Origin of the sequence: Sphingobacterium sp. UBA3519 (genome assembly GCF_002377215.1) — a bacterium.
GTDB lineage: Bacteria > Bacteroidota > Bacteroidia > Sphingobacteriales > Sphingobacteriaceae > Sphingobacterium > Sphingobacterium multivorum.
In genome coordinates, this window is the sequence record NZ_DFPI01000024.1 from 107,237 (window position 1) to 119,908 (window position 12,672).

A 12,672-nucleotide genomic window follows, 5' to 3' on the forward strand; every position below is an offset into this window, starting at 1 on the left:
CAATAGTAAGAAGATATTAAATATATTTACACAAGATTTGGTCAGGCATAAAACCCTCATACTGGATTAGATACCAGGCATGAAAGAACGGTGAGGGTTCTTAAGTAGTCCTATTGAACAGATACATATAACACAAGACACTCCACGAAGATGATTTTAAAGGCAGAACATCTCATAAAAAAATATAAGCAGCGAACCGTTGTCAACAATGTTTCCTTCCATGTGGAACAAGGAGAGATTGTCGGGTTATTGGGCCCCAATGGGGCAGGAAAAACGACCTCATTCTATATGATTGTTGGTCTGATCAAGCCCAATGAAGGCAAAGTATTCCTCGACGATCAGGAGATTACGCAGGATGCGATGTACCAACGTGCCCAACGTGGGATAGGTTACCTCGCTCAGGAAGCATCCGTCTTTCGGAAGCTCTCCGTAGAAAACAACATCCTGGCTGTATTAGAAATCCACTATCCAAATAAAGAAGAACGCTTGGCAAAACTGGAAGAACTACTCACAGAATTCAGCCTACACCGTGTCCGCAAAAACAGGGGTGATTTGTTATCCGGTGGTGAGCGTCGACGTACCGAAATTGCGCGAGCATTAGCTGCAAATCCATCTTTTATACTTTTGGATGAACCTTTTGCAGGGGTTGACCCAATCGCCGTAGAAGAAATTCAGACGATCGTAGCCAAGCTCAAAACCCGTAATATCGGCATCTTAATTACCGACCACAACGTACAGGAAACCCTATCTATTACGGACAGGGCCTACCTCCTGACCGAAGGAAAGATTATGCTGACGGGTACACCTGAGGAAATTGCAGATAATGAGCTTGCCCGTAAATTTTATCTCGGTAGACATTTTGAATTAAGAAGGAAAAAATTTTAAAGATTAAAGAATCTCTCCCCCTATGGCCTTATTAAACTCCATTTTTACTTGGTTCATGAAAAAAAGAATTCACCAGATTGAACTTTTCATGAAATACCCACACGATGTACAAGAAGAATGGTTTCAGAGTTTAATTGCCACTGCTGAAGCTACGGAATGGGGAAAAAAATACGATTATACAAGTATATTAACGCCCGAAATCTTCAAAGAACGTGTCCCTATACAGGACTATGATGATATTAAGGGCTACGTTGATCGCATGATAAAAGGCGAACAGAATATCTTGTGGCCTTCTGATATCAAATGGTTTGCCAAGTCCTCAGGCACTACATCTGACCGTAGCAAATTTATTCCCGTTAGTGAGGAAGCACTCGAAGAGTGTCACTTCCAGGGCGGTAAAGATATGCTTACAATCTATTGTCATAATAGACCCGAAAACCGCGTATTTACGGGAAAATCTGTTGTTATTGGTGGTTCTTCACAAATCAACAATTTCAGTCCGGATTCCTACTACGGCGATCTTTCATCAATCCTCATCCGTAACCTTCCTTTCTGGGCAGAATTTAAGCGAACGCCCAATATGGAGGTTACTTTAAATCCAAACTTTGAAGAGAAAATTGAACAGATTGCTCAAATTACACTCAAAGAAAACGTAACGAGTCTAGCTGGCGTACCGACATGGAATATTGTTATGGCCAAACGTATTCTTGAGATTACAGGCAAAGACAACCTATTGGAGGTATGGCCAAATCTAGAGTTTTATGGGCATGGCGGAGTGAGCTTCAAACCTTATCGCGAGCAATTCCAAAAATTGATCCCTTCTGACAATATGTATTATCTAGAGAATTATAATGCCTCAGAAGGATATTTTGGTCTACAAGATCAATCGGATTCGGAAGATCTTCTGCTTATGCTAGATTATGGTATTTATTACGAATTCTTACCTACTGAGCGAATGCACGAAGAAAATCCGTCAACCTTACGTTTGGATCAGGTGGAGCTTGGCAAAAACTATGCATTGATCATTTCAACGAATGCTGGTTTGTGGCGTTATAAAATCGGAGATACCATCAAGTTTACATCATTATCCCCTTATCGTTTTCAGATCTCCGGACGTACCAAACAATACATTAACACCTTTGGCGAAGAGGTTATTGTTGACAACGCCGAACAGGCCCTGGCCGAAGCGAGCAAGTTGACACAGGCACGTATAAAAGATTATACCGCTGGACCTGTCTATTTTAAAGATGCCGAAGCCGGAGCACATGAATGGGTGATAGAATTTGAACAACAACCCAATGATTTTAGGCGTTTTTGTGAAATATTGGATGCTAAACTCCGTGAAATCAATTCGGATTATGACGCCAAACGTTTTAAGAATATGGCCCTACGACCACCTATTGTACACAATGCGCCCGAAGATACGTTCTATAAATGGATGAAATCAAGAGGTAAGCTAGGTGGACAAAATAAGGTTCCAAGATTGAGCAATAGTCGCGAATATCTCGACCCGCTGTTGAAAATACTAGCCGAATAATACGGCATACAGACTAAAATATTCCGCACATTGACCGAATAATAGGGGGTCTCCGGCTGGAGATTAGCCAAAATTTTTTGGATTCCCTTATTTTGGCTAATCTCGTATTGCTGAATTTTGTTGTTTTAAAGAACCGCTGTGCGTTCGTCTAATTGGTAAGCTCAAGAAAGCTTAGACTATAATGGAGGTTTGTTAAGGTTTAATTGCCGTTTTATATAAAAACACAAAAAAACCAAGGATAAAATTCATAGAAATACCTTTCTTCTGAACTTCAACTTCACCCTGTAACACTGAGCGATTGTCGCCTGATGTTACTTCACTACTTTTGTTAAGACTGTGAGTCAATTCCATACTAAGTTTATTTTTATGATAAGTGATTTTATAGCGTTACTGCGGACCAAAAAGCCCATCTATAGGACCGCATTCTTTATAGCCAAACTTTATGCCATAATATGAAATAACGGCGTTAATTAATAAATACTTAACACATTTAATTATTAATACAGTCTAGCCGAGAAATATGAAGTAAAATTCTTCCATTTCAAAAAAAGTGTAGTAAAATAGGGAACAACTGTCCGAAATAAAAGGCATATCGAAGCGGGTAAATTATCCGGGTACAGGTGCAACTTATATTTCATTTTTTTCCTAACTTAGCCTAAGTAATTAAAAAATAAGATGAACGCGACAGAGAACTATTCAATTCGCGTAGAGCCAACTCAAAATTCAAGACTCTCGCAAGTAGATTTCGACAATCTAAAATTCGGAAAGATTTTATCCGACCACATGCTGGTCGCAAACTATGATGACGGTGAATGGAAAGATGTCAGCATCGTCCCTTATGGAGATATCAGTATTAGTCCTTCGATGTCCGCTTTACATTATGGTCAAGCGATCTTTGAAGGAATCAAGGCTTATAAATTTGCAGATGGAACAGTGAGTATCTTCCGTCCGGACAGAAACTGGGAAAGATTCAACAAATCTGCCGCACGTCTTCAAATGCCGGAGGTACCTGAGGAGATTTTTATGGATGGCCTAAGCAAGCTATTGGACATCGACCGTAACTGGATCCCGGCAAAAGAAGGTTCATCATTGTACATCCGTCCTTTTATGTTCGCAACAGAAGCAGCATTAGGTGTACACCCTTCAAAGTCATACAAATTTATCATTATCACTGGCCCTGTAGGCGCATATTACAGCAAAGCAATCAGCTTAAAAGTTGAGACCTATTATACGCGTGCAGCAGAAGGTGGTGTTGGCTTTTCTAAAAATGCAGGTAACTATGCATTATCGCTTTACCCTACACAATTGGCCAATGATGAAGGTTATGACCAAATTATGTGGACAGATGCTTCTGAACATAAATATATTGAAGAAGCAGGTACGGCAAACCTTATTTTCCGCATTGGAGATACGATTATTACACCACATGGTGATACGATCTTACACGGTGTAACACGACGTACAATTATGGAATTGGCGGAGAAATGGGGTTATAAAGCCGAGCAGAGAAAGGTATCTATTCAAGAATTAATTGACGGTATTAAAGCCGGTACAGTAACTGAAGCTTTCGCAGCTGGTACTGCAGCCACAATTACGGATATCAGCCGTATCGGTTTTGAAGGACAAGATTACCACTTGCCACCAGTAGAGGGCCGCGAGTTTTCAAATCGTGTTTTGAATTACCTCAACGACTTGCGCTATGGCAAAGTAGAAGATCCATTCGGATGGAACTATTTAGTAAAGTAATTTCCAAAATGAAATAGAAAAGCCTTTGTTATTAATAACAAAGGCTTTTTTTATGGCATATATACGTTATCCATACCTTGAAACGCGGTCTATATACCTCGTCTGAACCTTCGAGGATAACATCTAGTTCACTGCTGCTAGATCCTTAGGAATGCTCTCCTGTCAGCTCCTTTTGAATAAAATCAATTATAGCAGCTGTCTCCTGGGACTGAAACCAATGCGTATTGCCATATTTTTTAAACCATGTAATCTGTCGCTTGGCATAACGTCTCGAATTTTGTTTGATTTTCTCGGTCGCTTCCGTCAAAGACTGCTTGCCATCGAGATAATCAAACAACTCAGCGTAGCCAACAGTGAGCAATGCAGGCTTCGTTCTGAAAGGAAGTAAAGCTTTCACTTCGTCCAGTAAGCCATTTTTCATCATCAAATCTACACGTAAATTGATCCTTTCATACAAGTTCGCCCGATCCATATTCAAGCCAATGGTAAGGATATCAAAAGGTCTTTTCTCGACATCTTTCTTATGGTAAAATGACATCGGTTTACCAGTCTCCTCAAAAACTTCAAGCGCCCGTACGACACGTTGCGGATTATCGATGTCTGCCGTTTCAAAATATGCAGGGTCAATACTTTTCAATCGATCTTTTAAGACCTCCAATCCCAATACTGCAAGTTCATGATTAAGTCGCTCGCGCACTTCATCCCCCGCCTTGGGCAGATCATCCAATCCTTCGCACAGGGCCCGTACAAACAGGCCCGATCCACCTACCATAATTACGACATCATGCAATTGAAATAGTTCTTCTAGTTTCAGTAAGGCCTCACGTTCAAAATCGCCTGCAGAATAATCCTGCGTGATGGAGTGTGAATCAATGAAATAATGAGGAGCAGCAGCAAGTTCCGCTGGATCTGGTTTAGCTGTACCAATAGACATTTCCCGATAGAACTGACGAGAATCAGCAGAAATTATCGCTGTTTTAAAATATTGCGCCAATGAAATAGCCATTGTAGTCTTACCAACAGCAGTTGGCCCCACAATGGCTATCAATGTTTTTTTATTTGCCATAATATAGCACTTCACAGGCTGAAAAAAACCTGTAAAGTCTTGTTAATTAATATTCGTCTTCGTAGCCGTTGGATTCTTCACGCTCTTCACCTTCTTCGCCCTCTTCCTCATCGTCACCATCACTGTCGAAGCCATCCAATTCGTCTTCATCATCGACGCCATATTGCGTATCATCTTCCTCCACATAATCGTCCTCTTCAACCGAATCTGACACGGGGAAATTAGCCGCAGTCATAGTTTTGGGAACCTGCCCCATAGACTTAAACAGCGCCGGATAGTCTTTTCCATCCTCTTCCTTCAAGATCTTGATCAATTCAACCTGGAAATCATAAGGACGATCAAAATTGTAAACGTAGTAAAATTTCTGATGTGGATCATCAATAAACTTACTTAAACGGATATTCTCCATCAACAATACCTCAGCATCTTTTTTACGTTGTGTAGGCTTGAATGCAATCTCCGTTCCCTTTTTCCACTGATCATTGCTCACATAGAACGAGGAAGATGCATCCGCAGCATAACCTGTTGATTTATGGATTTCCTCATGCAGGTCTATAAATGTACTTTTAGAAGGCATGTCGATCTCACGATATACATCTTCATAATCCTCAAAAGTAACTCTAAATCTATAAATTGCCATCTCTGCTATTTTCTTCTTTTAACCCTCTAAAATTAATACTATATTTTAAGAATTGGAAATTTCCAATGGTATTTCTTGTTTGATCGTCAGGTTCATTTCCCCTGCTTTTTTCACCAAGAATTGATAAGCTTCTACCCTGGAATTTGGAATATCGCCCTCTAGAATAGCCTCACGAATCAAATTTTTCAGCTGGCCTACAGTACGCCCTGGCGCTAAGCCAAATAGGACCATGATATCCTCTCCACTGATCGGCGGCTGCCAGTTTCGAACCTTGTCCCGCTCTTCGACGTCCTTCAATTTTTGTTTGACAAGTTCAAAATTCTGACGATATTTTTTCTTTTTAAACTCATTTTTTGTGGTCACATCCGCATGGCATAGCATCATAAGGGCTTCAATATCATCCCCCGCCTCAAACAAGAGACGACGGACAGCAGAATCCGTTACGATATCCTGCGCCAAGACAATAGGCCGAAGATGCAATTGTACCAGCTTTTGCACAAATTTCATTTTCTCATGGAGCGGCAGCTTCAATTCAGCAAAAAGCTTTGGTACCATACGTGCACCACGATCTTCGTGGCCATGAAACGTCCAGCCGAGCTTTTTATCGAAACGTTTTGTTGCCGGTTTGGCAATATCATGCATAATCGCTGCCCAACGTAACCAAAGGTCTTCAGACAATTCGCATACATTATCCAACACTTCCAACGTATGGTAGAAATTATCTTTATGGCCTTTGCCATCAATGACATCAACTCCGTGTAAATTATACATGGCCGGAAAGATCAATTCCAGGAGACCGGTATCAAAAAGATATTTAAAACCGACTGACGGCTTAGGTGAGAGAATAATCTTATTGATTTCATCGATAATACGTTCTTTCGAGATAATCTTTATTCGCTCTTTGGTATCGCTAATCGCTTTGATCGCATCAATCGTGATTTTAAAATTTAGCTGTGTCGCAAAACGGATAGCCCGCATCATACGCAGTGGATCATCGGAAAACGTTTCTATCGGATCCAGAGGCGTTCGAATAACGCGCTGTTCAAGATCTTGCACGCCGTCAAATGGATCCACTAAAGTACCATAATCCGCTTTATTCAATGAAAACGCCATCGCGTTGATCGTAAAATCACGTCGATTTTGATCATCGGATAAGGTACCGTCTTCCACAATAGGCTTACGTGAATTGGCACGATAAGATTCCCTTCGGGCACCGACAAACTCCACATTGAGTCCTTCATAAACCAGCATTGCTGTACCAAAATTCTTGTAGACAGCAACTTTAGTATGTAGCCTATCACCCAATAAAGTCGCAAATTCAATGCCGCTGCCGACGACAACAATATCCACATCATTCTTAAAAGGCCGCTTCATAATATAGTCGCGAACATACCCCCCAATGACATAACATTCTGTATTTGTTGTCTCGGCGAGTTCCTTAATGATTGAAAAGATTGGATGTTGTAAATTATCGTACATAGTCAAAACAGCAGGTAAAAAACCAAACAGTTTGCAAAAGTAACAATTTTTTTCCCTAATCCCTATCTTTGGACAACTTACGGAAAGCAAGTGGATTTTTAAGTAATTCGGCTTGTTCACGACGGCGTTTTACAATATGTAAAGCCGAGAAAATTGCCTCTACAAAAGAGCTTTCAGAAGCTAAGTTTTTTCCAGCAATATCATAGCCTGTACCATGATCTGGCGAAGTGCGTACGATAGGTAAACCGGCTGTAAAGTTTACACCGGCACCTTTGGCAATATGCTTAAAAGGGATTAACCCCTGGTCATGGTACATCGCGAGTACCGCATCGAATTTCTCATAAGCACCTTTTGCGAAGAATCCATCGGCAGGATATGGACCAAAGCAGAAGATCCCCTGTTCGTTTGCTTTTTCTACGGTAGGTCTAATGATCTGATCATCTTCGGTGCCAATAATCCCATGATCGCCAGCATGTGGATTTAGTCCCAAAACTGCGATCTTAGGCTTTTCAATCCAAAAATCTTTCTTCAACGAGTCATTCATCAGGGCTAGCTTTTTAAGAATAGCTTCTTCGGTAATATTAGCCGCAACCTCATGCAGTGGAATATGACCTGTTACCACACCAATACGCAATTCATCACAAACCATAAACATCAATACATCATCAGCCTCTACTTTGGCCTGCAGGTATTCGGTATGGCCCGGAAATTGAAATCCCTCCTGTTGAATATTATGCTTATTAATTGGGGCAGTCACTAAAGCATCAATTTTGCCAGCTTTCAGGTCCTCAACAGCTTTCTCCAACGAAAGGAAGGCATATTTACCGCCAATTTCGTTTTCTTCACCCAACGAAATCTTGACGTCTTCCTGCCAGCAATTGATCATATTTGCTCTTTTGGAATGCGCCTGCTCAGCATCATTGATTACGTTAAAACTAAAATCATTTACACCGATCGCTTTACGGTGAAAAGAAGCAACCTTTGTATTTCCGTAAACCACTGGCGTAAAGAAATCGCACATACGCTGATCTACCAAAGATTTAATGATGACTTCAAGTCCAATGCCGTTAATATCGCCTACGGTAATTCCGATTTTTAATTTATCGCTCATTCTATTTAAATGCTTTGATTCAAAAATAGGGATTTTTTTCTTAGAATGACTTTTCACTTATTTATTTTTTACTTTTGCAACATGAGCACAGTAAGAGCAAAAAAACATTTAGGACAGCATTTCTTGAACGATAAAAATACTGCACAAAAGATTGTGGAAGCATTGGATCCTAAATTGGGTTTTAGCCAAGTGCTTGAAGTAGGTCCAGGAATGGGTGTACTTTCTGATTTTCTCTTGCAAAAAGAGGAATATGAAACCTATTTGATCGATGTGGATGACGAATCCATTGCTTATTTGGACGATAAATATCCCCAATTGGGTAAGCGATTGATCCACGGTGATTTCCTAAACCTTGACTTTTCACAGTATTTTGGTGAGAAAATGGCTGTCATTGGCAATTTCCCTTACAACATCTCCTCCCAGATTCTCTTTAAAATTTTGGATGAACGCCAACGTGTCGTTCAAATGACGGGTATGTTCCAGAAAGAAGTAGCCGAACGTTGTACAGCTAAGGCGGGCAGCAAGGAATATGGTATCATGAGTGTCTTTTTACAAGCCTATTATAAAGTAGAATACCTTTTTACTGTAAAAGCAGGAGCTTTTAATCCACCGCCAAAAGTATTGTCGGGCGTTATCCGCATGACGCGCAATGACCGTGAACAATTGAATTGTGATGAAAAACTATTTTGGCGTGTTGTTAAAGCGGGCTTCAATCAACGTCGTAAAACCCTCCGTAACTCACTTTCGGGCGTTGTTCCCAAAGATAAAATGTCCGACAATCCACTGTACGAGCTACGCGCAGAACGATTGACGGTAGATGATTTTGTCGGTTTAACAAACGAAATAGCAAACAGTCTTTAATATGCATTCGACGGACAGCACATTTATTATCGTAGGCGGAGGTATCGCTGGATTATGTGCTGCAATAGGGCTTGCAAAAGTAGGTATTGAAGCACATGTCTATGAAAGCGCCATTGAACTCAAAGGCATAGGTGCTGGATTCGGGCTCGCAGCCAACGCCATGCAAGCTTTGGAACATCTCGGATTGAAGGATGAAATCGTTCCGATAGGGCATTACCTTGCATCTTATAATGTCTTGGATCAAAAGGGAAATATTCTTGTTGAACCAGACACCAGGTCAATCAGTCAAAAATATCAACAGGACAATTTCGCTATCCATCGGGCAGATCTGCATCAGTTTCTCTTATCCAAAATCCCCAATGGACAAGTTCATCTCGGCAAACGTGCCGTTTCCTTTGAACGGGAGGGAGAAGATATTCAAGTTTATTTCGCAGACGGAAGCCATGTACGCGGCCAAGCCCTTTTGATTGCCGATGGTGTACACTCAGCACTACGACAACAACTCATACCGGGTTCGGCACCTCGTTATTCAGGCTATACCTGTTGGCGGGCCACCATCGATAATAGCAGTATACAGCTCAGTAAGGGGACAGAAACCTGGGGCAGCAAAGGCCGCTTTGGGATGACCCCACTTGTCAATAACCGCATCTATTGGTACGCATGCATCAATACTGAGGCACAAAATCCGGTCTTAAAAAACTGGAAGACAAAGGAGCTCCTCGAAAATTTTAAAGATTATCATGCCCCTATTCCAACGATTCTTTCGGAAACAAAGGATAGCGAGCTAATTGCAAATGACATCATTGACATCGAACCACTTCAGCAACTCGCTTTTGACAATATCCTATTATTGGGTGACGCTGGACATGCAACGACTCCCAACTTGGGCCAGGGAGCCTGTCAGGCTATTGAAGATGTTGCTGTTCTCGTGGATGAACTCCAGACCGCAGCTTCCGTTAGTTTGGCTTTTCAAGGATTCGAAAAAAGAAGATTGGATCGGGTAAATTACATCTGTAATACTTCCTGGAGGATAGGAAAAATCGCACAATGGGAGAATCCATTCCTGATAAGAATGCGAAATTTTGGCATGAAAATAATGCCTAACCGCATGAAACAACAACAATTAAACAAATTATTATCTGTAGATTTTATGCAGATCAACCATAATCATGACGCTGGGATCTAAATCATCGTACTACACCACAACAGTATTCACTGATCAGTCCCACATAAAAAAATAACTGAATGAAAACTACCATTTTGATCGTCGACGACATTCATGAAATCATGCTTGAGAAATTTGAAGAAGCGGGTATTGCCTACCATTATCAACCGGATATCAGCCGAGAAGAAGCTGAAAAAATCATCTCCAATTACTCCGGTATGGTTATCCGTTCCAAATTTCAGGTAGATAAGGCTTTTTTTGACCTAGCACCAAACCTCCGCTTTATCGCCCGTGCTGGTGCAGGTATGGACAATATCGACGATACAGTTGCTGCGCAAAGAGATGTGCTGTTAATTCCGGCCAATGAAGGCAATCGGGATGCTGTAGGTGAACATATGATCGGTATGTTGCTCAGTCTAATGAACAATCTGAATCGGGGTGACCAACAAATACGATCTGGCCAGTGGTTGCGTGAAGCCAATCGTGGATACGAACTTAAGGGACGTACTGTAGGCTTGATCGGCTATGGGCACAATGGTATGGCCATGGCAAAAAAACTATCCGGTTTTGATGTACAGGTGCTTGCCTATGATAAATATCGAATCGACTACGCCGATCAATATGCATCAGCAGCAGACATGGAAAAGATCTGCAAAGAAGCCGATGTGATCAGTTTCCATATCCCCTTAACGGATGAAACAAAGGGGATGATTGATGTGGATTATCTGGCTAAATTTGAAAAACCTATTTTCTTTTTACTGGGGGCACGAGGCGGTATTGTACAAGTACCCGCAGTGCTTAGCGGCCTTGATTCAGGTTCCATTATCGGAGCAGCATTTGATGTGTTGCCCGTAGAAAAATTCCCAAAACTCGCTGAACAGAACTGGTATGCAGATCTTATCCGTAGAGACAATGTGATCTTATCTCCACATGTTGCCGGATGGACATTCGAAAGTTATTATAAATTATCGGAAGTGGCTGCCGATAAGATCATCGCCTTTCTGACATCTTAATTTTTACAAAGAGCTATTTGCCAAAATCTCCAATCAATCAATCAATCTAGCAATCTAGCAATCAATCTAGCAATCTCCTCCTATCCATACACGCTTAGGAGGTTAAAGTAACCTATTGCTCTTGAAACGTATAAAAAATCAGGTTCCGGCACTAAAGATACCGATAACAACAACAATCAGAAACTGAAGCACCAAGCTACCGTCAAGTAGATAAGCATAGTGATAATGATCTTTTGTTTTGAAAACAGCCAATTTTAGCAAAGCAAATATAAGCACGTTGGTCAGAATCAATCCAATTTTAATAGGTATCGAATAAGGTACCGTCAGGATCAAAACACAATGGAGGCCCAACAGCCCATAAGTTAGATTTTTAGCTTTTTGTTCGCCCAGCATATTGGGCAAAGTCCGCAGGTGATAATAGGAATCCTGTTGGATATCCCGAATATCAAAAGGCAGGGTACAGATAACCAAAAATATGAACTTCAATCCGCAGAGCGCAATAAAAACCCACTGATCTATTTTGACACCGACGTTGGCCAGTTCCACATAGGGAAGCACCACACTGCTGCAGACCCAGACCAGGGCAATATGAAAAATCTTGGCCCCGGGTATCTGTCGAAGGCCCACTTTGCGGTCACGGAAGGTAAACAGGGGCATTCCGTATAACAGACTCAGGATTCCAATAAATCCCAAAAACAAAAAAGAGTACACATGAATATACCACAAGCAATAACCGAGCACAAGCAAAGCGATACCATTGTTTAACCACATGACCCATTCATGATTAAAGATCCAGCGTGTCCGGGGGAATTTAGATTCTTTTGGGTTCTTCGGTTTGGACCACCACAGACTAAAATTATAAAGCAACAAAGTCGCTGTCCCTTCCACTAAGACGATATACCAATTGATAGACCGTTCAAATATGATATAAGTCAACGCGCATTGTGCCATGGCCGCCATGGCGATCAGCAGATGTGTATAGATTGTAATATAGAATAGCTTTCTTAGAAAAGACATCTTGGTAAATCTTGATGCAAGATAACAATCTTATAGATAAAAGTAGTTTAACATTATATTAAACATCAATTTTTTGATAAAATGGGCAAAAACCGCTAAATTGTACACCGAAATCGAAATATCAAAAACGATTTCGCAACGATAACAATATA

General features: G+C 41.0%; 12 protein-coding genes. 6 read left to right on the plus strand and 6 right to left on the minus strand.

All coding sequences use genetic code 11. From position 1 onward, the window contains the following. Positions 1–150: 150 nt before the first annotated feature. A complete protein-coding gene (gene lptB / locus B3297_RS13085) occupies positions 151–885 on the plus strand; it encodes an LPS export ABC transporter ATP-binding protein (protein WP_028072074.1) in 735 nt (244 codons plus the stop codon). A gap of 22 nt (positions 886–907) precedes the next feature. After that, complete coding sequence (locus tag B3297_RS13090) at positions 908–2,422, plus strand: GH3 auxin-responsive promoter family protein (RefSeq protein WP_070560751.1); 1,515 nt, start codon at positions 908–910, stop codon at positions 2,420–2,422. 192 nt (positions 2,423–2,614) lie between these two features. Here the strand turns inward: B3297_RS13090 and B3297_RS13095 are convergent, their stop codons facing one another. Further along, complete coding sequence (locus tag B3297_RS13095) at positions 2,615–2,773, minus strand: hypothetical protein (RefSeq protein WP_157698580.1); 159 nt, start codon at positions 2,771–2,773, stop codon at positions 2,615–2,617. Between the two features lie 324 nt (positions 2,774–3,097). Between B3297_RS13095 and B3297_RS13100 the strand changes: the two genes are divergently transcribed. Continuing rightward, complete coding sequence (locus B3297_RS13100) at positions 3,098–4,168, plus strand: branched-chain amino acid aminotransferase (RefSeq protein ID WP_046672808.1); 1,071 nt, start codon at positions 3,098–3,100, stop codon at positions 4,166–4,168. A gap of 145 nt (positions 4,169–4,313) precedes the next feature. Here B3297_RS13100 and miaA read toward each other — a convergent pair whose 3' ends face one another. From miaA to pdxA, 4 genes are read right to left on the minus strand one after another with little or no spacing between them, the layout of a single operon-like run. Further along, the gene (miaA, locus tag B3297_RS13105) at positions 4,314–5,234 is read right to left on the minus strand and encodes a tRNA (adenosine(37)-N6)-dimethylallyltransferase MiaA (RefSeq protein WP_088163026.1); all 921 of its coding nucleotides are present in this window, start codon (positions 5,232–5,234) and stop codon (positions 4,314–4,316) included. A 46-nt stretch (positions 5,235–5,280) separates the two neighbouring features. After that, on the minus strand, positions 5,281–5,874 hold the full coding sequence (locus B3297_RS13110) for an IS1096 element passenger TnpR family protein (RefSeq protein WP_070560757.1): 594 nt from the start codon (positions 5,872–5,874) through the stop codon (positions 5,281–5,283). Between the two features lie 45 nt (positions 5,875–5,919). Further along, the gene (locus tag B3297_RS13115; protein ID WP_070560759.1) at positions 5,920–7,353 is read right to left on the minus strand and encodes a CCA tRNA nucleotidyltransferase; all 1,434 of its coding nucleotides are present in this window, start codon (positions 7,351–7,353) and stop codon (positions 5,920–5,922) included. Between the two features lie 55 nt (positions 7,354–7,408). After that, positions 7,409–8,464: a 4-hydroxythreonine-4-phosphate dehydrogenase PdxA gene (pdxA, locus tag B3297_RS13120; RefSeq protein ID WP_070560760.1), complete on the minus strand. Its 1,056-nt coding sequence runs from the start codon at positions 8,462–8,464 to the stop codon at positions 7,409–7,411. An 81-nt stretch (positions 8,465–8,545) separates the two neighbouring features. Here pdxA and rsmA point away from each other — a divergent pair, with 81 nt between their 5' ends. From rsmA to B3297_RS13135, 3 genes are read left to right on the plus strand one after another with little or no spacing between them, the layout of a single operon-like run. Beyond that, positions 8,546–9,325 carry a 16S rRNA (adenine(1518)-N(6)/adenine(1519)-N(6))-dimethyltransferase RsmA gene (gene rsmA, locus B3297_RS13125; protein ID WP_286779000.1) on the plus strand — a complete coding sequence of 260 codons (780 nt, stop codon included), beginning with the start codon at positions 8,546–8,548 and terminating at the stop codon, positions 9,323–9,325. A 1-nt stretch (position 9,326) separates the two neighbouring features. Next, on the plus strand, positions 9,327–10,511 hold the full coding sequence (locus tag B3297_RS13130; RefSeq protein WP_070560763.1) for an FAD-dependent monooxygenase: 1,185 nt from the start codon (positions 9,327–9,329) through the stop codon (positions 10,509–10,511). Between the two features lie 59 nt (positions 10,512–10,570). Then, positions 10,571–11,503 (plus strand): NAD(P)-dependent oxidoreductase, encoded by a 933-nt coding sequence (locus B3297_RS13135; RefSeq protein ID WP_070560765.1) that lies wholly within the window; start codon positions 10,571–10,573, stop codon positions 11,501–11,503. Between the two features lie 138 nt (positions 11,504–11,641). Here B3297_RS13135 and B3297_RS13140 read toward each other — a convergent pair whose 3' ends face one another. Continuing rightward, a complete protein-coding gene (locus B3297_RS13140; RefSeq protein WP_286779001.1) occupies positions 11,642–12,520 on the minus strand; it encodes a hypothetical protein in 879 nt (292 codons plus the stop codon). Positions 12,521–12,672 lie beyond the last annotated feature (152 nt).

Bases quoted from the DNA above. Each gene is read 5' to 3' on its own strand.
- B3297_RS13100 (WP_046672808.1), top strand. From the start codon at position 3,098: ATGAACGCGACAGAGAACTATTCAATTCGCGTAGAGCCAACTCAAAAT.
- B3297_RS13135 (WP_070560765.1), top strand. From the start codon at position 10,571: ATGAAAACTACCATTTTGATCGTCGACGACATTCATGAAATCATGCTT.
- B3297_RS13110 (WP_070560757.1), bottom strand. From the start codon at position 5,874: ATGGCAATTTATAGATTTAGAGTTACTTTTGAGGATTATGAAGATGTA.
- lptB (WP_028072074.1), top strand. From the start codon at position 151: ATGATTTTAAAGGCAGAACATCTCATAAAAAAATATAAGCAGCGAACC.
- pdxA (WP_070560760.1), bottom strand. From the start codon at position 8,464: ATGAGCGATAAATTAAAAATCGGAATTACCGTAGGCGATATTAACGGC.
- B3297_RS13115 (WP_070560759.1), bottom strand. From the start codon at position 7,353: ATGTACGATAATTTACAACATCCAATCTTTTCAATCATTAAGGAACTC.
- B3297_RS13130 (WP_070560763.1), top strand. From the start codon at position 9,327: ATGCATTCGACGGACAGCACATTTATTATCGTAGGCGGAGGTATCGCT.
- B3297_RS13140 (WP_286779001.1), bottom strand. From the start codon at position 12,520: ATGTCTTTTCTAAGAAAGCTATTCTATATTACAATCTATACACATCTG.
- miaA (WP_088163026.1), bottom strand. From the start codon at position 5,234: ATGGCAAATAAAAAAACATTGATAGCCATTGTGGGGCCAACTGCTGTT.
- rsmA (WP_286779000.1), top strand. From the start codon at position 8,546: ATGAGCACAGTAAGAGCAAAAAAACATTTAGGACAGCATTTCTTGAAC.
- B3297_RS13095 (WP_157698580.1), bottom strand. From the start codon at position 2,773: ATGGAATTGACTCACAGTCTTAACAAAAGTAGTGAAGTAACATCAGGC.
- B3297_RS13090 (WP_070560751.1), top strand. From the start codon at position 908: ATGGCCTTATTAAACTCCATTTTTACTTGGTTCATGAAAAAAAGAATT.